The 20,435-nt window shown below is 66.6% G+C and carries 20 protein-coding genes; 14 read left to right on the top strand and 6 right to left on the bottom strand.

The features are described from left to right. Positions 1–110: 110 nt before the first annotated feature. Entirely contained in the window at positions 111–1,250 is a 1,140-nt protein-coding gene (locus tag IC40_RS0106545; protein WP_030133941.1) for an acyl-CoA dehydrogenase family protein, read from the bottom strand. A gap of 86 nt (positions 1,251–1,336) precedes the next feature. Between IC40_RS0106545 and IC40_RS0106550 the strand changes: the two genes are divergently transcribed. Then, complete coding sequence (locus IC40_RS0106550; protein WP_030133942.1) at positions 1,337–1,921, top strand: TetR/AcrR family transcriptional regulator; 585 nt, start codon at positions 1,337–1,339, stop codon at positions 1,919–1,921. Positions 1,922–2,051: 130 nt separating this feature from the next. Here the strand turns inward: IC40_RS0106550 and pntB are convergent, their stop codons facing one another. The 3 genes from pntB to IC40_RS0106565 all read right to left on the bottom strand — a co-directional run bounded on the left by pntB (position 2,052) and on the right by IC40_RS0106565 (position 6,207). Beyond that, positions 2,052–3,473 (bottom strand): Re/Si-specific NAD(P)(+) transhydrogenase subunit beta, encoded by a 1,422-nt coding sequence (gene pntB / locus IC40_RS0106555; protein WP_030133943.1) that lies wholly within the window; start codon positions 3,471–3,473, stop codon positions 2,052–2,054. 46 nt (positions 3,474–3,519) lie between these two features. Beyond that, positions 3,520–5,055, bottom strand: a complete 1,536-nt coding sequence (locus tag IC40_RS0106560; RefSeq protein WP_030133944.1) for a Re/Si-specific NAD(P)(+) transhydrogenase subunit alpha — start codon at positions 5,053–5,055, stop codon at positions 3,520–3,522. A 129-nt stretch (positions 5,056–5,184) separates the two neighbouring features. After that, positions 5,185–6,207 carry a magnesium transporter CorA family protein gene (locus IC40_RS0106565; RefSeq protein ID WP_030133945.1) on the bottom strand — a complete coding sequence of 341 codons (1,023 nt, stop codon included), beginning with the start codon at positions 6,205–6,207 and terminating at the stop codon, positions 5,185–5,187. A gap of 294 nt (positions 6,208–6,501) precedes the next feature. Here IC40_RS0106565 and IC40_RS0106575 point away from each other — a divergent pair, with 294 nt between their 5' ends. The 5 genes from IC40_RS0106575 to IC40_RS0106595 all read left to right on the top strand — a co-directional run bounded on the left by IC40_RS0106575 (position 6,502) and on the right by IC40_RS0106595 (position 10,208). Then, complete coding sequence (locus IC40_RS0106575; protein ID WP_030133946.1) at positions 6,502–6,924, top strand: hypothetical protein; 423 nt, start codon at positions 6,502–6,504, stop codon at positions 6,922–6,924. Between the two features lie 88 nt (positions 6,925–7,012). After that, positions 7,013–7,384 (top strand): hypothetical protein, encoded by a 372-nt coding sequence (locus tag IC40_RS26435; RefSeq protein WP_036469518.1) that lies wholly within the window; start codon positions 7,013–7,015, stop codon positions 7,382–7,384. Positions 7,385–7,528: 144 nt separating this feature from the next. Beyond that, positions 7,529–8,392, top strand: a complete 864-nt coding sequence (locus IC40_RS0106585) for an ABC transporter permease (protein WP_030133948.1) — start codon at positions 7,529–7,531, stop codon at positions 8,390–8,392. Then, complete coding sequence (locus IC40_RS0106590) at positions 8,393–9,439, top strand: taurine ABC transporter substrate-binding protein (RefSeq protein ID WP_030133949.1); 1,047 nt, start codon at positions 8,393–8,395, stop codon at positions 9,437–9,439. Further along, a complete protein-coding gene (locus IC40_RS0106595; protein WP_030133950.1) occupies positions 9,420–10,208 on the top strand; it encodes an ABC transporter ATP-binding protein in 789 nt (262 codons plus the stop codon). Before IC40_RS0106590 ends, IC40_RS0106595 begins: the two co-directional genes overlap by 20 nt. 58 nt (positions 10,209–10,266) lie before the next feature. Here IC40_RS0106595 and IC40_RS27500 read toward each other — a convergent pair whose 3' ends face one another. Next, the gene (locus IC40_RS27500) at positions 10,267–10,377 is read right to left on the bottom strand and encodes a hypothetical protein (protein ID WP_019514171.1); all 111 of its coding nucleotides are present in this window, start codon (positions 10,375–10,377) and stop codon (positions 10,267–10,269) included. Positions 10,378–10,525: 148 nt separating this feature from the next. Between IC40_RS27500 and IC40_RS0106605 the strand changes: the two genes are divergently transcribed. The 7 genes from IC40_RS0106605 to IC40_RS0106635 all read left to right on the top strand — a co-directional run bounded on the left by IC40_RS0106605 (position 10,526) and on the right by IC40_RS0106635 (position 18,838). After that, complete coding sequence (locus IC40_RS0106605; RefSeq protein ID WP_030133951.1) at positions 10,526–11,164, top strand: TetR/AcrR family transcriptional regulator; 639 nt, start codon at positions 10,526–10,528, stop codon at positions 11,162–11,164. Between the two features lie 15 nt (positions 11,165–11,179). Then, entirely contained in the window at positions 11,180–11,956 is a 777-nt protein-coding gene (locus tag IC40_RS0106610) for an SDR family oxidoreductase (protein WP_030133952.1), read from the top strand. Between the two features lie 51 nt (positions 11,957–12,007). Next, the gene (locus tag IC40_RS0106615) at positions 12,008–13,153 is read left to right on the top strand and encodes a ferredoxin reductase (RefSeq protein WP_030133953.1); all 1,146 of its coding nucleotides are present in this window, start codon (positions 12,008–12,010) and stop codon (positions 13,151–13,153) included. A 10-nt stretch (positions 13,154–13,163) separates the two neighbouring features. Further along, positions 13,164–14,402 (top strand): fatty acid desaturase family protein, encoded by a 1,239-nt coding sequence (locus tag IC40_RS0106620; RefSeq protein WP_030133954.1) that lies wholly within the window; start codon positions 13,164–13,166, stop codon positions 14,400–14,402. Positions 14,403–14,422: 20 nt separating this feature from the next. Beyond that, positions 14,423–16,135 carry an acyl-CoA dehydrogenase gene (locus IC40_RS0106625; RefSeq protein ID WP_030133955.1) on the top strand — a complete coding sequence of 571 codons (1,713 nt, stop codon included), beginning with the start codon at positions 14,423–14,425 and terminating at the stop codon, positions 16,133–16,135. A gap of 102 nt (positions 16,136–16,237) precedes the next feature. Then, on the top strand, positions 16,238–17,233 hold the full coding sequence (locus IC40_RS0106630; protein WP_030133956.1) for a tripartite tricarboxylate transporter substrate binding protein: 996 nt from the start codon (positions 16,238–16,240) through the stop codon (positions 17,231–17,233). Positions 17,234–17,320: 87 nt separating this feature from the next. Continuing rightward, positions 17,321–18,838: a phospholipase D-like domain-containing protein gene (locus IC40_RS0106635; RefSeq protein WP_036469523.1), complete on the top strand. Its 1,518-nt coding sequence runs from the start codon at positions 17,321–17,323 to the stop codon at positions 18,836–18,838. A gap of 2 nt (positions 18,839–18,840) precedes the next feature. Here the strand turns inward: IC40_RS0106635 and IC40_RS0106640 are convergent, their stop codons facing one another. Next, the gene (locus IC40_RS0106640) at positions 18,841–19,935 is read right to left on the bottom strand and encodes an alcohol dehydrogenase catalytic domain-containing protein (RefSeq protein WP_030133958.1); all 1,095 of its coding nucleotides are present in this window, start codon (positions 19,933–19,935) and stop codon (positions 18,841–18,843) included. A 25-nt stretch (positions 19,936–19,960) separates the two neighbouring features. On the opposite strand from IC40_RS0106640, the gene IC40_RS0106645 reads away from it, so the two are divergent. Next, positions 19,961–20,422 carry an acyl-CoA thioesterase gene (locus IC40_RS0106645; protein ID WP_030133959.1) on the top strand — a complete coding sequence of 154 codons (462 nt, stop codon included), beginning with the start codon at positions 19,961–19,963 and terminating at the stop codon, positions 20,420–20,422. Positions 20,423–20,435: the final 13 nt, after the last annotated feature.

Genomic DNA, 20,435 nt, shown 5'->3' on the forward strand with positions numbered 1-20,435 from the left:
CCCACGCCCGCCGCACCATGACCGACCTACCGGCAGCTGCCTAACGCAAAACCGAAGCGCACCTTGACAACTGAACAGTGAGTCGGCTGCGGCCGGGGCGCGGTCGAATGCTAGGCCGTCAGCCCGCGGGCGATCACCAGGCGCTGGATCTGGTTGGTGCCCTCGAAGATCTGGGTGATCTTGGCTTCCCGCATGTAGCGCTCCGGTCGGAAGTCGCGGGTGTAACCGACGCCGCCGAGTACCTGCACGGCATCGGTGGTCACCTTCATGGCGGCGTCTGTCGCGATCAGTTTGGCCACCGATGCCTGGGTCGAGTACGGCAGGCCGAGGTCGCGGCGCCGCGCGGCGTCCAGATAGGTGGCGCGCGCGCTCACGACCGCGGCGGCCATATCGGCAAGCACGAATCCCAATCCCTGGTGGTCGATGATCTTGCGGCCGAAGGTGGTTCGTTCATTCGCGTACCGGGTGGCCTCATCGAGTGCGGCCTGTGCGATGCCGACGGCGACCGCGGCGATGCCGAGTCGGCCGGCATCGAGGGCAGAGAAGGCGATCGACAGGCCCTGTCCTTCGGTACCGATCAACCGGTCGGCATCGAGGCGGGCATTGTCGTAGAACGCGGCAGTGGTTGGGACGGCGTGTAGGCCCATCTTCTCCTCGGGCTTGCCGAAGCTCAAACCGTCCAGATCGCCGGGCACTAGGAAACAGGAGATGCCCTTTGATCCGTCACCGGTTCTGGCGAACAGCGTGTAGAAGTCGGCCTTGCCACCGTGGGTGATCCACGCCTTCGAGCCGTTGATCACGTAGTGGTCGCCGTCCCTGGTCGCGGCACAGCGTAAAGCGGCCGCGTCGGAACCCGCCTGCGGTTCGGACAGGCTGTAGGCGCCGATCTGGTCACCCGACAGCATGCCGGGCAGCCAACGACCCTTCTGTTCCTCGGTGCCGAAGGACAACAGGGCGTGGGTGGAAAGGCTGTGCACGCTGACCGCCACGGCCACCGTGGCCCAGCGGGCCGCAATCTCCTCGAGTACCTGGAGGTACACCTCGTAGGGCTGCCCGCCGCCGCCCCATTGCTCGGGCTGGGGCAGGCTGAGCAGCCCGGCGGCCCCGAGTTGGGGGAAGACGCCGTCGGGATAGGTCTCGGTCCGCTCGTGCTCGTCGACGATCGGGTCGAGCACCTTGTCCGCGATATCGCGGGTCAGTGCGATCAGTTCGGCGGCGTCCTCGGACGGAAGCAGGCGTTCGACGGGCACGGGTTCACCTCTCAAAACAGTACTGCGATGCGGTTCGCAGTATCGTCAAAAGAGTACTGGAATAGCCGCTGAAGTACTATCGGAGAATGTCCGAGCTGGTCGAGAGTGGTTTCGCAACCCGCAGACAGATCCGACTGTTCGACGAACTGCTGGAGTTGATGCTCGCCGAGGGATTCGGCCACCTGACGCTCGACGAGATTGCCGCCCGGTTGCGCTGCTCGAAGACCACGCTGTATGCGTTGGCATCGAGCAAGGATGAGTTGGTGCGTCGGGTCACCGTGCACTTCTTCAAGCGGGCGACGATCGCGGTCGAGACCAGCCTGGCGCGGACGGGCAACGCACGCGATCGCGTGGCGGCGTATCTGACGGCGGTCGGAGCCGAGTTGGCCGTGGCATCCGAGGCGTTCATGGCGGATATGAACGCGTTCGCTCCGGCGCGCGAGGTCTACGAAGCCAACACCGCGGCCGCCGCGGAGCGGGTGCGCCAGCTCATCGAGGAAGGGGTCACCGCGGGAGCGTTCCGCTCGGTCAACGCCGCCTTCGCCGGAGATCTCATCGCCACCATGATGGTGCGCATCCAGCAGCGCGAGGTGGGTGCGGCCACCGGGCTCAGTGATGCCGAGGCCTACACCGAGTTGGCGACCCTGCTCACCGACGGTTTACGGGCCTGACCCGACCGCAGAACCGGCCGGACCGCAGAACCGGAGAACCGGACTGACGCAAAAACGACATGGTCGCCATCACCTGAGGCAATGGCGACCATGTCGTGGAATCCGGCGAACGGGATGCCGGGCCGAGTGGTTACAGCGCGGCGTTGATCGCGTCGACGCGATCCTTGGCATCACCGAAGAGCATCTGGGTGTTCTCCCGGAAGAACAGCGGATTCTGCACACCGGCGTACCCGGACGCCATGGAACGCTTGAACACGATGACGTTGTCGGCATTCCACACCGTCAGCACCGGCATACCAGCGATCGGTGACCCCGGATCCTCGGACGCAGCCGGGTTGACGGTGTCGTTGGCGCCGATGACCAGCACCACCGAGGTGCCGTCGAAATCGTCGTTGATCTCATCCATTTCGAGCACGATGTCGTAGGGCACCTTGGCCTCGGCCAGCAGCACGTTCATGTGCCCGGGGAGTCGGCCCGCGACCGGGTGGATGCCGAAGCGCACGTCGACGCCGCGCTCGCGCAGCTTGCGGGTCAGGTCGGCGACTCCGTACTGGGCCTGCGCCACGGCCATGCCGTATCCCGGTGTGATGATCACCGAGGAGGCATTGGCGAGCAGTTCCGCGGCGCCCTCGGCGGTGATCTCGCGGTGTTCGCCGTAATCCTTGTCCTCCGCGGGGCCGGCTTCGATACCGAAACCGCCTGCGATGACCGAGATGAACGAACGGTTCATCGCCTTGCACATGATGTAGGACAGGAACGCACCGGAGGAGCCGACCAGCGCGCCGGTGATGATCAACAGGTCGTTGCCCAGCAGGAAGCCCGATGCTGCGGCGGCCCAGCCGGAGTAGCTGTTGAGCATCGAGACAACGACCGGCATATCGCCACCGCCGATCGAGGCGACCAGATGCCAGCCCAGCAGCAGCGCCAGCACGGTCACCACGACCAGCAGCCACAGCTGGGGCTCGATGACGAACCAGACCGTCAGCGCGATGAAGACCACCAGCGCGCCGACGTTCAGGAAGTTCTTGCCAGGCAACATCAATGGCGCGGATTTGATGCGGGCCGACAGTTTGAGGTTGGCCACGATCGATCCGGTGAATGTCACCGCGCCGATGAATACGCCGATGAACACCTCGGCCGAATGGATGCCCAGCATGCCCTGGCCGGCAAGATGCGCGGCCTCGGCACCATCCGGATGAGCCTCCACGTGCAGGTAACCGTTCCAGCCGACCAGCACGGCGGCCAGGCCGACGAATGAGTGCAGCAACGCGATGAGCTCGGGCATGCCGGTCATCTCGACGATCTTGGCCCGCCACAGACCGATCGCCGCACCGATGGCCATGGCGCCCACCAGCAGGCCGAGACCGAGCGGTTCGATATCACGGCCGATGGCCAACACGACGGTGGCGATCAGCGCCACCGCCATGCCCGCGATGCCGAAAGTGTTGCCGGCCTTGGATGTTTCGTGTTTCGACAGGCCCGCGAGGGCCAGGATGAACAGCAGCGCCGCGACCACATAGGCCGCGGTGGCCGCGGTTTCCAGAGAAAGCATGGGGAATCCGTTCACAGAGAGTGTCGTGAGAAGTGGGAGGGCAGCCCTAGCTGCGGGAGAACATCGCGAGCATGCGGCGGGTCACCGCGAAACCACCGAAGACGTTGATGCTGGCCAGCAAGATCGCGATGGTGGCCAATACGGTGATCGCCAGATCGCCGGTGCCGATCTGCAGCAGCGCGCCGACGACGATGATTCCCGAGATCGCGTTCGTCACCGACATCAGTGGCGTGTGCAACGCGTGGTGGACACCGCTGATCACGTAGTAGCCGATGACGATGGCCAGCGCGAACACCACCAGATGCACCTGCAGTGCGGCCGGCGATATCGCGATCAAGGCGAACAACGCTGCCGCACCGGCGAACGTCAGGCCGAGCCTGCGCTGAGCCGACATCGGCGGCTTGGGAGCCGGTTTCTCGGCAGGGGTGGCGGCCGCCGCGGCGGCAGGTGCCGCGGACACCTGCACAGGCGGGGGCGGCCAGGTGACCTCGCCGTCACGCACCACGGTGACCGAGCGTTGGACGACGTCGTCGAAGTCCAGCGTGAGCCGGCCGTCCTTCTCGGGCGTCACCAGCTTGAGCAGGTTCACCAGGTTGGTGCCGTAGAGCTGCGATGCGGTGGCCGGCAGACGGCCGGCCAGGTCGGTGTAGCCGATGATCGTCACGCCGTTGTCGGTGACGATCGCCTGATCCTTGACGGTGCCCTCGACATTGCCGCCATTGGATGCGGCCATGTCCACGATCACGCTGCCCGGGCGCATGGAGGCGACCATCTCGGCGGTGATGATCCGCGGCGCAGGCTTACCCGGGATCAAGGCCGTGGTGATGATGATGTCGACCTCGCTGGCCAGCTCGGCGTAGAGCTGCGCCTCGCGGGCCTTGTAATCCTCGCCCATCTCCTTGGCGTAGCCGGTGGCCGACACCTCGGCGGCCGCCGGGTCGACCGAGACGTACTCGCCGCCGAGGGACTTGACCTGGTCGGCGACCTCGGGCCGCGGGTCGGTGGCCTTCACGATCGCACCGAGGCTGCCCGCGGCGCCGATCGCGGCCAGCCCGGCCACTCCGGCACCGACAACCAGGACCTTGGCCGGCGGCACCTTGCCCGCCGCGGTGACCTGGCCGGTGAAGAACCGCCCGAAGCTGTGCGCGGCCTCGACGACGGCCCGGTAGCCGGCGATATTGGCCATCGAGGACAGCACGTCCAGTGACTGCGCGCGTGAGATGCGGGGCACCGCGTCCATCGCCAACACCGTGATGGGACGCGCCGACAGCTTCTCGACGAGGTCGGGCTTCAGCGCCGGGGAGATCAGACTGACCAGCGTCGCGCCGTCCTTGAGCGCCGCGATCTCGGTGTCATCAGGGGCATTGACCTTCAGTACGACGTCGGCCGACAGTACTTCCTGGGTGGTGCCGATGCCGGCGCCGGCCTCTACATAGGCGGCGTCGGAGAAGCTCGAGGCCGCACCCGCGCCGGTCTCTACGACGACGTCATAACCCAGCTTGATGATTTGCCCAACGGTCGCAGGCGTCGCCGCGACCCGTGTCTCGCCCGCGTGAGTTTCGCGCGGAATGCCGATGATCATCGGAAGAGTCTCGCATTTGCCCGCGCATTGCGCGTATGCCCCTCATGCGGTGAGCGGTCAGCCGACGTCGCCCAGCGTGGGCAAACACGCGAAACACGGTGCGCCGGCGTGCGCCAGCTCACAGCGGGACTACAACCAGTCCCGCCTGCGGAACATCACGTACAGGATGGCGACCAGCACGACGATCAGTGCCGAACTGGTGATGAACCCGGCGGTCGTCTCGATGCCCGGGTAGAGCACGTTCTGGCCGTAGAACCCAGTGATGGCCGTCGGTACCGCGATGATCGCGGCCCAGCTGGTCAGCTTCTTCATCACGGTATTCAGCCGCGCGTCCTGCAAGGAGAGGTTGGTCTCGAACACGGTGGTCACCATGTCGCGCAGCGACTCGGTCCATTCCGAGGCGCGCAGTACATGGTCGTAGAGATCGGCGTACAGCGAGTCCAGTGACGGCGCGCTCGAGGGCGATTCCCCGTCGAGGCGCCGGTGCTGGATCGCGCCGACCACCTCTCGCATCGGCAACACGGCGCGACGAAGTTCGACGAGTTCCTTACGGAGCCGGAACGTCCGGCGCTGCAGGCCGCGCCGTGGCCCGCTGTCGTCGAAAAGCTCGTCCTCCAGTCCTTCGATGGCGTCGTCGAGGGACTGCACCGCATCGAAGTGTCCGTCGACGACGACGTCGAGCAGCGCGTGTACCAGGGCACCCACCCCGTACTGCTGGCCGCCGAGTTCGTCGAAGCGTTGCGAGACTTCGCGGATGTCGAAGTGCACCTCGGGGTGGTTGACCGAGGGCAGGCGCACCGTGATCAGCCCGCGGGGCAGCACGAACGCCGAGATGCGGTGTTTGACGAGGGTGGAGGTGATGGATTCGTCCTCACCGGTGCCGAGGATGTCCACGGCATAGACCGTGAAGAACGTGTGCGTGCGGTACACGCTGGCCTTGGTCCGCTCCTTGGGAGCCACGGCGTCCTCGACGGCCCACATGTCCAGGTGCAGTTCGGCGGCGAGCGCCGCGAGCGCTTCATGGTCGGGGTCGTAGATATCGGCCCACACCAGGCGGTCCTCGGATGCCAGGCAGTCCGAGATCGCCTCGAAGGTGAATTCCTCGTCATGGGATTGCCCGTCCCGCCACAACCGACCGGTCACTGTCGTCACTCGGCCATCATTCACCGGATTCCTGGGCATCCAGGTAATGGACAGGCTTGCAGAAGATAATCCGAGGCACCACCGACGAAGGAACTTCCATGTCCGATATCGAGACCGTGATCGTCATCATCGCCGCGCTGGTCGCCGTGACGGTGGTCGTGACGCTGCTCGTCAGCACGTCCAAGGGCCGCAACGGCCGTCGCTAGCTCGGCGCGCGGAGTTTCGCCGCGCAGTCGGCTGGGCACCCGCAATTAGCGCGCGCGTCGATAAGCGCGGCGTCCGTAGCCCAGCAAGGAGCGAAAGATGTCTGACACGAACACGTTGTGGATCGTCATTGCCGCGGTGGTTGTCATCGCGGTCGTGGTGGGTCTGGCCCTGGTCGCGAGGCAGAAGCGACGTCGGGTCGCTGCCGAGAAGATGCGCACCGAACTGGAGGCCGAGCGCGAGCAGGTGGCCAAGCGGCAGGCGCTGGCCGACGAGACCGACGCGCGGGCGCGGGCGGCCGCGGCCGAGGCGGAGGCGAAGGCAGCCGAGGCGCGCAGGCTCGCCGACCGGGCGTCGTCGCATCAGCAAACGGTGGCCGAGCAGCAGGAGGAACTCGAGGAGCGCAGCAAGCGCATCGACAAGCTGGACCCGGACGTCAAGACCGGCAAGCGAGACGACCGCGCCGAGGTCGGCGACGCGAGCACCGGTGACACCCCGCGGCGGGTCGACAATCTGCGCTGAGCGGTTCGGTCTCGGATGTGCGGCGAACACGTATCGACATGGGGCGAACCATGTCGGCGGTGGCGGCGCGCGTCCCACCATGTTGGGCATGGAAATGGTGATCGAACGCGGGCAGGCCCGGTGTCCCTTCTGTGTATCCGTGGCCGATTACCGATTCATCGAGAACGACCGCAGCCTGGTGCGCTACGAGGTGCACTGCCGATCCTGCGGTGAGCGCTATCGGGAGAAGCTGGGTCTGGCCGCCGTATCGAACGCACCGGCAACGCAACCGTGGCTGCCCGAACCCGCGCAGCTGCCCGCGGTGCCGCTGAGCGAGCGGCTGCGGGCTGTCGCCGCGGGTGCCCGTGAACGCTCGGCGGCGGTGTCCGCGGCCGTGGCAGCCTCCACCGCTGCGGCCTGGCAACGCCGGGATGTACTGCCGTGGCTGGCCGGCGCGTTGGCGCGGGCCCAGCGCGGATAAAACTCACCCCGATTCCAGACCTTCTGCCATCGTCCCCACCCGGGTAGCAATACGCGGGTGAACACGACGCGGTCCGCCGACCCCTGCTGTTGCTGCTGAACTCGTCCGTTCAGTCCTTTTCCAGCAACAGAAAGTCGGCCGCCCGTGTCCGTTTTCGTCGATATCGTGCCCGACCCATCGGCTGTCGACTCGCCACGTCCCGCGGCGCCCCGTCGCCGATTGCGCGCCGTCCTCACCAAGGCCGGGCTGCCGTTGCTGTCGGTGCTGGTGTTCTTCGCCGTCTGGCAGGTGGTCGCGAGCGCCGGCATCTGGAACCAGACGTTCGTGCCCTACCCGAGCACGGTGTGGCGCGCGTTCCTCGACGTCTCCACCACGCATGACGGCGTGCGCGGCTACGCCGGTTACCTGCTCTACGAACACCTCTACATGACGCTGCGCCGGGTGCTGGCCGGCGTGGTCATCGGTGTGGTGTTCGGCGTGCTGCTGGGTTTGTTGATGGGGTCGGTGGGCTGGCTGCGCAGTGTGCTCGAGCCATGGCTGACGTTCCTGCGGGCGCTTCCGCCGCTGGCCTACTTCTTCCTGCTCGTCATCTGGCTGGGTATCGACGAGGCGCCCAAGATCACCCTGCTCGCCCTGGCGGCGTTGCCACCGGCCGCAGTGGCCACCACCGCCGCCGTCGTGGCGGCGCCGGTCGGATTGCAGGAGGCGGCCCGTGCCCTTGGCGCGACCCGGGCCCAGGTGATCCGCGATGTCGTGGTGCCCGCGGCGCTGCCGGAGACCTTCACCGGCATCCGGCTGGCGGTCGGCATGGCCTATTCGTCGGTGGTCGCCGCGGAACTGTTCAACGGAATCCCCGGTATCGGCGGATTGGTCAAGGACGCAAGTAACTACAACAACACCCCAGTCGTGCTGGTCGGGATCTTCGCCATCGGATTCTCGGGGCTGGTCATCGACGGATTGCTGCGGTCGCTGGAACGGCGTGCCGTCCCCTGGAGAGGAAAAATCTAGATGAAGTTCAAATCCCTGATGGCCGTGGCCGCCGCGAGCGTGATCGCGCTGGCCGGTTGCGCGGTGGACAACTCCGGATCCGGCGGTGGCGGAAGTGACCCGGCCAAGCCCACGCTGCGCATCGGATACCAGACCTTCCCCAGTGGCGATCTGATCGTCAAGAACAACAAATGGCTCGAAGAGGCGTTGCCCGACTTCAACATCAAGTGGATCAAGTTCGATTCGGGTGCCGACGTCAACACGGCGTTCATCGCCAAGGAACTCGATTTCGGGGCGCTGGGCTCCAGCCCGGTCGCCAGGGGGCTGTCCGCGCCGCTGAACATTCCCTACAAGGTGGCCTTCGTGTTGGATGTCGCCGGTGACAACGAGGCGCTGATCGCCCGCAACGATGCGGGGGTCAACAGCATCCCCGATCTGCGCGGGAAGCGGATCGCCACGCCGTTCGCCTCGACCGCGCACTACAGCCTGTTGGCAGCGCTGGCGCAGAACAACCTGTCGCCCAACGATGTTCAGCTCATCGACCTGCAACCACAGGCCATCCTGGCGGCCTGGGAGCGCGGGGACATCGACGCCGCGTACACCTGGTTGCCGACGCTGGACCAGTTGCGCAAGACCGGCAAGGACCTGATCACCAGTCGTCAGCTGGCCGCAGACGGTAAGCCGACCCTCGATCTCGGTGTGGTCGCCGACGCGTTCGCCCGAGAACACCCTGAGGTGGTCGACACCTGGCGTCAGCAGCAGGCCCGTGCGCTGGACACCATCTCCGACGATCCGGCCGCGGCAGCCAAGGCGATCGCCGCCGAGATCGGTCTGCCCGACAGCGAGGTGGCCGGACAGCTCAAGCAGGGTGTGTACCTGACCCCGGCCGCCGTCGCTTCGCCCGAATGGCTGGGCTCGGATGGGGCACCGGGCAATATCGCCATCAATCTGCAGAGTGCATCGCAGTTCCTCGCCGACCAGAAGCAGATTCCGGCGGCCGCGGACCTGAAGACCTTCCAGGACGCCATCTATGTGAAGGGGCTTCCCGGTGTCATCACGGGCGGCTGAGCCGGCGGGTGGGTTGCGTATCGCCAACGTGGCCCACCGCTACGGCCGCGGCGCCGATCAAGTGACCGCGCTGGGGCCGGTGGACCTGGAGGTGGAACCGGGGGCCTTCCTGGTCCTGGTCGGTGCCTCCGGGTGCGGGAAGAGCACCCTGTTACGGCTCATCGCCGGGTTCGAATCGCCCAGCGAGGGCGAGGTTCAGGTCGGTGGGACGGCGCCGACACCCGGGGTCACCTCCGGGGTGGTGTTCCAACAGCCGCGGTTGTTCCCATGGCGCACCGTGGGCGGGAACGTCGACCTCGCGCTCAAGTACGCCAAGGTGCCGCGCGAACGACGCGCCGAGCGCCGCGAGCAACTGCTGGAGCGCGTCGGGCTGGACGGCACCGCCGACCGCAAGATCTGGGAGATCAGCGGCGGGCAACAACAGCGCGTCGCGATCGCCCGCGCGTTGGCCGCCGAGACGCCGCTGTTCCTGCTCGACGAGCCGTTCGCCGCGCTCGATGCGCTGACCCGTGAGCGGCTGCAGGACGATGTGCGTCAGGTCAGTGCCGAATCGGGGCGCACCACGGTGTTCGTCACCCACAGTGCCGAGGAGGCGGCGTTCCTCGGTTCGCGCATCGTGGTGCTCACCCGGCGGCCGGGCAAGATCGCCCTGGACCTGCCCTCGGAGCTGCCACGCACCGGTGTCGACGCCGACGAGCTGCGGCGGTCACCGGAGTTCCTCGAGCTCAGGAATGCCGTCGGCGAGGCCGTGAAGGCGGCCGCGGCCTGAGTGCAGAGCCAAAAAAGCACCCGCACGCATACGGCGTGCGGGTGCTTTTTACGTCTCGTTAGACCGGGGGATACGCCGGTGGCGGGTACACCCCGCGCAGGCCCCAGGCCAGCCAGCTGAAGAAGAACTCGCCCTCGTCACTGATGTCGTAATCGGGATTAGGATCCATAGTCGCCTCCGCCGCAGCAAGCCCTGTTTGGCAGAAGTCTAAACCCACTGGGCGATCCCAGGACAGTCAAACCGCCCCATTGCCTACACTGGCCAACCAGTTGATTGGTCAACCCCGGGTCGTCCGGGTCTGCAGATAGTGAGTTGCCATGTCCACCGAAGCCGCATCCAACGGTTCGTCACGGCGCGACGAACTGCTGGCGGTCGCCGCCAAGCTCTTCGCCGCCCGCGGCTACCACGGCACCCGGATGGACGATGTCGCCGACGCCGTGGGCCTGAACAAGGCCACGGTGTACCACTACTACGCAAGCAAATCGCTGATCCTTTGGGACATCTACAAGCGGACGGCCGACTTCACCGTCGGGGCGCTGCACGACGATCCGACGGCCACCGCGCGCGAGACCATCTACCACTTCACCCGGCGGCTGCTCACCGGCATCGCCAACGACCTGGAGGCGGCCGCCGTCTACTTCCAGGAGGGTCCGTACATCTCGGAGTGGTTCACCGAAGAGCAGGTCGCCTACATCCGGACCGCCGAGGCCACCGTGTACGAACACGTTCGGGATGTCATCGACCGGGGGATCGCCAGCGGTGAGTTCTTCGACTGCGACTCCCACGTCTTGGCGCTGGGCTATATCGGTATGACCCTGGGCGCCTACCGGTGGCTGCGCCCGCATGGCCGCCGCACCGCCCAGGAGATCGCCGTGGAGTTCAGCACCGCACTGTTGAGGGGACTGATCCGGGACGAGGCTGTGCGCACGGACGAGCCACTCGGCGGGGCCCAGTAGTTGAGAGGACCTGGAATGACCGACTTGTTCCGCCTCGACGGCAAGGTCGCCGTGGTCACCGGCGGTGGCCGCGGTATCGGCGTGATGATGGCCCGCGGTCTGTTGCAGGCCGGCGCGGCCAAGGTGTACCTGGCGGCGCGCAAACAGGCCGAACTCGACGCGTCGGTGGCCGAACTGTCCGCCCTCGGTGAGGTCGAGGGCATCTCGGCCGACCTCGGTACCGCGGACGGGGTCCAGGCTCTCGTCGATGCCGTCGCCGCGAAGGAGGACGCGGTCCACGCGCTGTTCAACAACGCGGGCGCCAACTGGGGTGAGCCCTTCGAGACATTCCCCGAGTCCGGGTTCGACCGGGTCTTCGACGTCAACGTCAAGGGCGTCTTCCTGCTGACCCGCGCGCTGGTGCCGCTGCTGACTGCCGCCGCCACCGACGACGATCCGGCTCGGGTGATCAACACCGGCAGCGTCGACGGTTTCCACGTGCCCGAACGCGGTCGCAACAACTTCTCGTACGCCGCCAGCAAGGCCGCGGTCCACACGCTGACCCAGCACCTGGCCGGCGAACTGGCGCCCAAGATCCTGGTGAACGCCATAGCGCCGGGGCTCTTCCCGTCGCGGATGACCAAGGTGCTGTTGTCGGCGGGTGAGGAGGCCGTCGGTGCGGCGCTACCGCTGGGACGCGTCGGGCAGCCAGACGATATGGCCGGTATCGCGGTCTTCCTGGCGAGCCGCGCCAGTAGCTATGTCACCGGCACCGTGATCCCGGTCGACGGTGGAGTCAGCACCATCCGCTGAGGCGCAGAAGAAAATGTGTGAACTGCGTCGCACCTGGGTAACTGGGTGTACATGTGTTCACTTGATCTTCGCGGGCTGACGAAATGGAGCCAGAAGCCCGCGCGTGACATCGCGACGGCGTCGCCTGACGGCGGCTCCACGATCAACATGATCCGCGGGCTGGCGGCCAGGGCCACCACTCCGCTCCTTCCCGACGACTACCTCAAGATGCTCAACCCGCTGTGGACTGCCCGCGAGTTACGCGGTGCGATCGTCGACGTCCGCAAGGAGACCGAGGATTCGGCCACCGTGGTCATCAAACCGGGGTGGGGTTTCGCCGCCGATTACCAACCCGGCCAGTACGTGGGAATCGGTCTGCGCGTCGACGGCCGGTGGCACTGGCGGTCCTACTCCCTGACCTCGGTGCCCGAACGCGACGGCAAGCTGATCTCGATCACCGTCAAAGCCACCCCCGAGGGCTTCCTGTCCACCCACCTCGTCAACGGTGTGAAACCCGGAACAATTGTTCGCTTGGCGGCACCGAAGGGGCAGTTCGCCTTGCCCGATCCGCCGCCGGTGAAGATGCTCCTGGTCACCGCCGGCAGCGGGATCACCCCGGTGATGGCCATGCTGCGGTCCATCGCCCAGCGTGGTCAGACCAGCAATATCGTGCACATCCACTCGGCGCCGTCGCCGCAGGATGTCATCTTTCACGACGAGCTGATCGAGATGCAGGACGGCAGGCCCGACTACCGGCTGCACCTGCAGATGACCGACCGGATGGGCCACCTCGACCTGGACCGGCTGGCCGATATCGTCCCCGACTGGACCGAGCGGCCGACCTGGGCATGCGGGCCACCGGCCATGCTCGACGATATCGAGCGGGTCTGGACGGCGGCCGGGCTGCCCGAGAACCAGTTGCACATGGAGCGATTCGTCATCGACCGGACCGACAAGGGCGGTGAGGGCGGCACGGTGACGTTCGCCATCTCGGACAAGACGATCGAGGTCGACGGCGCCACGTCCCTGCTGGAGGCCGGCGAGCGCCTCGGCATCCAGATGCCCTTCGGATGCCGGATGGGAATCTGCCAAACCTGCGTGCTGCCACTGGAATCCGGGCATGTGCGCGACTTCCGGTCGGGCGCCGAGCACGGCGAGGGCGACCGGATCCAGACCTGCGTCTCGGCCGCGTCCGGCGACTGCACCATCAACGTCTAGGAGGAATCGCATGGCCATCACCGATATCAAGGCATACGCCCACCTCACATCCGAAGATGTCGACCAACTCGAACGCGAGCTCGACGCGATCCGCGCCGAGGTGGAGGAATCCCGCGGCGAGCGCGATGCCCGCTACATCCGCCGGTCCATTCAGCTGCAACGCGCGCTTGCCGTCGGCGGACGCATCGCATTGTTCAACAGTCGCAACAAGATCTGCTGGGCGGCGGGCACCGCGATGTTGGGCGCGGCCAAGATCATCGAGAACATGGAGCTCGGGCACAACATCATCCACGGCCAGTGGGATTGGATGAACGACCCGGAGATCCACTCGACCGAATGGGAATGGGACACCACCTCACCGGCCGTGCACTGGAAGAAGTCGCACAACTACATCCACCACAAGTACACCAACGTCATCGGCCTCGACGACGATATCGGCTACGGCATCATGCGGCTCACCCGCGACGAGCCGTGGGAGCGCTGGATGATCGGCAACTCGCTCTACAACTTCCTGCTCGGCACGTTGTTCGAATGGGGTGTCGCCTTGCACGGCGTGGAAACCACGAAGTGGCGCAAGGGCGAGAAGACCATGGCGGAGATCCGAAAAGATCTGCGGATCATCGGCAAGAAGGTCGCCAAGCAGGTCGGCAAGGACTACGTGATCTTCCCGGCGCTGTCGGGACCCAACTGGAAACACACCCTCGGGGCGAACGCGGTCGCCAACCTGATCCGCAACTACTGGGCGTATGTGGTGATCTTCTGCGGTCACTTCCCGGACGGCGCCGAGAAATTCACCCGCGAGGAGTTCGAGCGGGAAACACATGGCGAGTGGTATCTGCGCCAGATGCTGGGATCGGCGAACTTCCACGCCGGGCCGGTGATGGCCTTCATGAGTGGCAACCTCTGCTACCAGATCGAGCACCACCTCTTCCCGGATCTGCCGAGCAACAGGTACGCCGAGATCGCAGTGAAGGTGCAGGCGTTGTGCGACAAGTACGACCTGCCCTACACGACGGGCTCGCTTGCACGGCAATACAGCCAGTCGTGGTGGACGATCGCCAAACTGGCACTGCCGAACAGATTCCTCAAGGCCACCCCGGATGATGCACCGGAGACCAACTCCGAGCTGAAATTCCGGATCCGCGACGGCGTCCGGGAATCCTTCGGGATCGATCCGGCCACCGGTCGGCGCCGTGGCCTGCGCACCGCATTGCGCGAGCTCAGGTCGGGGGAGATCGCGGCCGCTTGAGCGGGGGTTAGCCTGGCGACATGAAGTCGACCATCCTGTCCCGGCGCGACCTGGAATTTCTGCTCTACGAATGGCTGCGGGCCGAGGAGTTGACCTCACTGCCGCGTTTCGCCGAGCACTCCCGGGAGACGTTCGACGGTGTGCTGGAACTGTGTGAACAGCTGGCCGAACGGTATTTCGCGCCGCACAACAAGCTCAGCGACGCCAACGAGCCCACGTTCGACGGCACCACCGTCACCGTCATCCCCGAGGTGAAAGTGGCGCTGGAGGCGTTCGCCAAGGCTGATTTGGTCGGGATGTCCTTCGACGCCGAACTCGGTGGCGCGCAGCTGCCGACCGCCGTCGCCCAGGCCGGGTTCGCGTGGATCTCGGCGGCCAACATCAGCACTTCGGGTTACCTGATGCTGACCATCGCCAACGCCAACCTGCTCGCGGAGTTCGGCACGCCCGAGCAGATCGACAGGTTCGTCAAACCGATGCTGGCGGGCCGGTTCACCGGCACCATGGCGCTCTCGGAAACCCAGGCCGGTTCCTCGTTGGCCGATATCACCACGCGCGCCGAGCCGCAGGACGACGGCACCTACCGGGTGTACGGCACCAAGATGTGGATCTCGGGCGCCGAACACGAGATGAGCGAGAACATCGTCAACCTGGTGCTGGCGAAAATCCCCGGCGGCCCGGCGGGGACCAAGGGCATCTCGCTGCTCATCGTGCCCAAGTACATCGTCGACGCCGACGGCACCGTGGGTGCGCGCAATGCGGTGGCGATCTCCGGCCTCAACCACAAGATGGGGCAACGGGGCATCACCAACACCGTGCTGAACTTCGACGGCGCGGTCGGATATCTGGTCGGTGAACCGCATCGCGGACTGGCCTACATGTTCCACATGATGAACGAGGCGCGGCTCGGGGTCGGGATGGGCGCGGTGGCACTGGGTTACACCGGCTATCTCAAGTCATTGGACTACGCCCGCGAACGGCCGCAGGGACGCCTGGTGAAGGATCCGGCCACTCCGCAGGTCCCGATCATCGCCCATGCCGATGTCAAACGGATGCTGCTCGCGCAGAAATCCTATGTCGAGGGCGCCTTGGGGCTGGCGCTGTATTGCGCGAAGCTCACGGACCTCGGTGAGCGCGAGCTGCTCGACATCCTGACCCCGATCGCCAAGAGCTGGCCGTCGCAGTGGTGCCTGGAAGCCAACAGCCTGGCCATCCAGGTGCTCGGCGGTTACGGCTACACCCGCGAATATGACGTCGAGCAGCATTATCGGGACAACCGGCTCAACCCGATCCACGAGGGCACCCACGGCATCCAGAGCCTGGACCTGTTGGGTCGCAAGGTCACCCAGAACGGCGGGGCGGCCATGACAACTCTGGCGGCCCGGATCACCGATACGGTGACGCGGGCCGGTGACGATCCGCTGGCCGCACAACTGGCCGCCGCGTGGCAGCGCCTTGTCGAGGTGACCGCCACCATGTTCGCCGGCGACGACCCTGCGGTGACGATGGCAAACAGCGCGGTCTATCTGGAGGCCTTCGGTCACATCGTCATCGCATGGGTGTGGCTGGAGCAACACCTCGCCACGTTTGCCAAAGATGGGGATTTCTACGAAGGTAAACGGCAGGCCGCCCGGTTCTTCTACCGCTACGAGTTGCCCAAGGTATACCCGCAACTGGATTTGCTGGCGAGCCTGGACCGTACGACGCTCGATATGCAGAGCAGTTGGTTCTGATTCGACCCGGAATGGTCATTCGGTAGCTACCTGGCGCGTACCCTTCCTGACGTAACCGTCAATACCCGAGCTGTCGATGTACCGGGAAGGGCCCTCATGGGGATGTCTGCCACTCGTTCACTGGCCGCACTCGCGGCGGCCGCCGCGTTGGTGGTCACCGCATGTGACGGTGCGCCCGCCGATGCCTCGAGCGCGGCCGAGGGCGTTTGGCCCACCGGTGCGGTGGACATGCTGGTCGGCTATGCCGCCGGCGGGTCCAGCGATCTGATCAGCCGTGCCGTCGCCAAGGGACTCGCCGCCGATCTGGACCAGCCGTTCCGGGTGACCAATCGCCAGGGCGGTAACGGCGCCGCCGCGGCGGCCGATCTCGCCGGTGCGCCCGCCGACGGCACGATGCTGTCCATCCAGAACGCGTCGCTCTACACCATCACACCGCTGGCGGTGGCTCCGGACGAGGCCCGCCACATCGGCGACGTCGATGTGGTGCACGGCATCTCCAGCGAAAACTATGTGCTGGTGACCAGTCCGGAGACGGGCCTGCGCACCATCGCCGACCTGCAGGCGGCGCATCGGCCGTTGCGGTACGGCACGACCGGGGTGGGTACCGGAGCTCAACTGTGTGGGGCGCTGCTGATGAAGGGCGCCGGCGTGCTGTCCGAGGCCGTGCCGTTCAGCAGCGGGGCCCCGAATTTGGCGGCCGTGCTGGCCAACGACGTCGATATCGCCGTCATCCACGTGGGCGAGGCGATCGAGAACATCGACTCCGGCAAGCTCGTCGCACTCAACGTCTTCAGCCCCGAGCGGATCGATTTCCTGCCCGACGTCCCCACCGCCAGGGAGCTGGGCTACGACGTCGTGGTATCGCAGTACCGCTTCATGACCGTGCCCAAGGGCACCCCCGCCGAGGTGACCGGCCCGCTGGTCGCGGGCCTGAAGTCGACCTTCGCCAGCGCGGCCTACCAGCGATTCAACGAGCAGAACAGCCTCACACCGATGGAGATCCCCGGCGAGCAGGTCCTCACCCAGCTCACCGATGATGCCCGTCGCTACGCAGAGATGGTGGCCACAGCCGGCATCGATCTGCACGATATTGGGTAAACCCCTGATGTGTTTCGCATCTCTTTCGCGTGCCTGAGGCCGCCCGCAAGCCGACTCAGTATGTGAGTGCAGGCGGAGGAGATGACTATGGCCGAGCAGCGGCTGCTGGTCGAAGGGGACACGTGCTGGCGCACGGTCGAGGCAGAGCGCTTCGCGCCGATCATCGACGGCGCGGATTATCTGGCCCACGTGAAATCGGCGATGCTGGGTGCGGAGAACCGTATCCTGCTGGTCGGGTGGGATTTCGATGCCCGGACCACATTTGAACCTGGCCGTGGCACGCTGCCCGGCCCCAACCAGCTCGGACCGTTCCTGTTCTGGCTGCTGTGGCGTCGCCCGCATCTCAAGGTGTACGTGCTCAAGACCAACCTGCGGCTGCTGTCGGTGTTCGAGCGCTACTGGTACAGCATCGTCCCGGTCGAGTGGCTCAACCGGATCACCTCCGAGCGGATGCACCTCGCCGTGGACGGCGCGCATCCCACGGGCGCGGTGCACCACCAGAAGGTCGTCGTCATCGACGACGCGGTGGCTTTCTGCGGGGGCATCGATCTGACGTTGGGCCGGTGGGACACCCGCGATCACACCGCGGACAACCCAGGACGCCGCGGCGGCGGTGAATCGTACGGTCCGCGGCACGAGGTCGCCGCCGTCGTCGACGGACCCGCTGCCCAGGCCCTCGGCGAACTTGCCCGCGACCGTTGGCGGCAGGCCACCGGCGAGGAACTGCCACCCCTGGGACCCGGCGCGAGTGTCTGGCCCCAGCACTGCGAACCGGCGTTGCGCCACGTCGAGGTGGGCATCGCCCGCACCCTGCCTTCGTTGCCCGAGCGCGAGGAAGTCCGCGAGGTGGAGGCGCTGAACCTGGCCGCGATCGCGGCGGCACGCGACATCATCTACCTGGAGAACCAGTACCTGGCCTCCCGCGGCATCTGCGAGGCCCTCGCCGACCGTCTGCGTGAGCGCAACGGCCCCGAGGTGATCGTCGTGCTGCCGCGCACCTCGGAGAGTCCGCTGGAACGCGAATCGATGGACAGCGCGCGTGAACGGATGCTCCGATTGTTGTGGGAGGCCGACGAACACGACCGGCTCGGGGTCTACTGGCCTGCCGTGCCCGGTGGGCAGTCGCTCTACGTGCACTCCAAGGTCGTGGTCATCGATGACCGGTTCCTGCGTATCGGATCGTCCAACCTGAACAACAGATCGCTGGGCTTCGACAGCGAATGCGATCTGGCGCTGGAGGATTCGCCGGATCGCGAGGACATCCGCACGCATATCGCCGATATGCGCGACGGTCTGCTCGCCGAGCATCTGCGGCTGCCGCTCGACAGCGTCCGCGCCGAGATCCGGGCCAGAGGGTCGATCCTGAAGGCCGTCGACACCCTGCGCGGGCGCTCGCTGCGCAAGTTCACCCCGCACATGGTCTCCGCCGACGCGGGCCCGTTCGCCGAGAACGACCTGATGGATCCCGTCCGGGTGCCCACCTCGCTGGCCGTCAGCGTCGCCTCGGTGGCCATCGCCCTGGTCACCTGGCCGTTGGTCAAGGGCGCCCCGGGAGCGTGGTCGGTGGTGCGCGCCGTCGGCAAGCGGGTCGGTCTGCCGATCTGAGGCTAGAACTCGATGATCTGCCGCACCGCAAGGCCATCGGCGAGGGCGTCCATGCCCGCGTTGATCTCATCGAGGGTCAGCGTCGCCGACACCAGCTTCTCCACCGGAAGCCTTCCGGCCCGCCACAATTCGACGAAACGCGGGATATCGCGGGCCGGCACCGCCGAACCCAGATAGCTGCCGATCAACGTCCGCCCCTCGGCCACCAAGCTCAACGGCGACAACGAGATCCGGGCGTCCGGCGCCGGTAGCCCGACGGTGATGGTCCGCCCGCCGGGGGCGGTCAGCCCGATGGCGGTCTCCAGCGCGGCCGCATGGCCGACGGCCTCGATGACGACCTCGGCGGTGAAGTCGGCCTCGTCGGGGGTGGACACCGCATGGGCGCCCAGCTCGCGGGCCAGCGCCAGCTTGTCCGGCAGCCGGTCCACCGCGACGACCCGGACATCATCATGCGCCAGCGCGGTGAGCATGGCCGCCATCCCGACACCGCCCATGCCGACGATCGCCACGGTCTGGCCGGGTTTCGGATCCCCGGCGTTGAGGACCGCCCCGCCGCCGGTGAGCACCGCGCAACCCAGCAGCGATGCGACGACCGCGGGCACATCATCGTCCACCGGGACGACCGACCGCCGGTCCACCACCGCGTGGGTCGCGAACCCGGACACCCCGAGATGGTGCAGCACCTGCTCGGCATCGGAGGTCGCCAGCCGGACGGCGCCGCTGAGCAACGTTCCCGCGCCATTGGCCGCACTGCCGGGGATACACGGGGCCAGACCGTCGGTCGCGCACGACCGGCACTGCCCACAGCGCGGAAGAAATGTCATCACCACGCGTTGGCCCGGCGCCAGATCCGAGGAACCCCCGACCTTCTCGACGATGCCCGCGGCCTCGTGGCCGAGCAGCATGGGGATCGGACGGACCCGGTTACCGTCGACCACGGAGAGATCCGAGTGGCACAGGCCGGCGGCCTCGATGCGCACCAGCAGCTCACCGTCGCCGGGATCGGCGAGTTCGAGCTCGGTCACCGTGATCGGTCGGGAGGTGGAATACGGACGGGCCGCGCCGATGGACTCCAGGACTGCGCCGCGAATGTGCATGGTGCCAGCCTGACATGCTTGCCGCATGGAGTACACGACCGCGGACTTCGGGGTGCACTGGCCGGTGCAGACACGATGGGCCGACAACGACATGTTCGGACATCTCAACAACGCCGTCTATTACCAACTCTTCGACACCGCCATCAACGCCTGGATCGGGCGTCGCGCCGGAGTCGATGCGATGGCGGCGCCGTGGCTTGCGGTGGTCGCCGAATCAGGTTGCCGCTACTACTCCGAACTGCAGTTCCCCGCTGACCTGGTGGTCGGTCTCGCGGTGACGCGGTTGGGCAACAGCAGCGTCACCTACCGCACCGGACTGTGGGCCGGAGGGGATACGCGGCCCGCCGCCGGACTTGATACGCGGCCCGCCGCGGTCGGCTCCTGGGTGCACGTCTACGTCGACCGCCGGACCCGCCGCCCGGTACCCATCCCGGATGCCGTGCGCGCCCTGCTGCAAACCGCAGTCCACGACGCGACGCCCGACTGACGGGCCCGTTTCC

The sequence above is a fragment of the Mycolicibacterium neoaurum ATCC 25795 genome, from assembly GCF_000691525.1.
GTDB lineage: Bacteria > Actinomycetota > Actinomycetes > Mycobacteriales > Mycobacteriaceae > Mycobacterium > Mycobacterium neoaurum.

Bases quoted from the DNA above. Each gene is read 5' to 3' on its own strand.
- IC40_RS0106550 (WP_030133942.1), top strand. From the start codon at position 1,337: ATGTCCGAGCTGGTCGAGAGTGGTTTCGCAACCCGCAGACAGATCCGA.
- pntB (WP_030133943.1), bottom strand. From the start codon at position 3,473: ATGCTTTCTCTGGAAACCGCGGCCACCGCGGCCTATGTGGTCGCGGCG.
- IC40_RS0106560 (WP_030133944.1), bottom strand. From the start codon at position 5,055: ATGATCATCGGCATTCCGCGCGAAACTCACGCGGGCGAGACACGGGTC.
- IC40_RS0106575 (WP_030133946.1), top strand. From the start codon at position 6,502: ATGTCTGACACGAACACGTTGTGGATCGTCATTGCCGCGGTGGTTGTC.
- IC40_RS26435 (WP_036469518.1), top strand. From the start codon at position 7,013: ATGGAAATGGTGATCGAACGCGGGCAGGCCCGGTGTCCCTTCTGTGTA.
- IC40_RS0106590 (WP_030133949.1), top strand. From the start codon at position 8,393: ATGAAGTTCAAATCCCTGATGGCCGTGGCCGCCGCGAGCGTGATCGCG.
- IC40_RS27500 (WP_019514171.1), bottom strand. From the start codon at position 10,377: ATGGATCCTAATCCCGATTACGACATCAGTGACGAGGGCGAGTTCTTC.
- IC40_RS0106605 (WP_030133951.1), top strand. From the start codon at position 10,526: ATGTCCACCGAAGCCGCATCCAACGGTTCGTCACGGCGCGACGAACTG.
- IC40_RS0106610 (WP_030133952.1), top strand. From the start codon at position 11,180: ATGACCGACTTGTTCCGCCTCGACGGCAAGGTCGCCGTGGTCACCGGC.
- IC40_RS0106615 (WP_030133953.1), top strand. From the start codon at position 12,008: ATGTGTTCACTTGATCTTCGCGGGCTGACGAAATGGAGCCAGAAGCCC.
- IC40_RS0106620 (WP_030133954.1), top strand. From the start codon at position 13,164: ATGGCCATCACCGATATCAAGGCATACGCCCACCTCACATCCGAAGAT.
- IC40_RS0106625 (WP_030133955.1), top strand. From the start codon at position 14,423: ATGAAGTCGACCATCCTGTCCCGGCGCGACCTGGAATTTCTGCTCTAC.
- IC40_RS0106630 (WP_030133956.1), top strand. From the start codon at position 16,238: ATGTCTGCCACTCGTTCACTGGCCGCACTCGCGGCGGCCGCCGCGTTG.
- IC40_RS0106635 (WP_036469523.1), top strand. From the start codon at position 17,321: ATGGCCGAGCAGCGGCTGCTGGTCGAAGGGGACACGTGCTGGCGCACG.
- IC40_RS0106640 (WP_030133958.1), bottom strand. From the start codon at position 19,935: ATGCACATTCGCGGCGCAGTCCTGGAGTCCATCGGCGCGGCCCGTCCG.
- IC40_RS0106645 (WP_030133959.1), top strand. From the start codon at position 19,961: ATGGAGTACACGACCGCGGACTTCGGGGTGCACTGGCCGGTGCAGACA.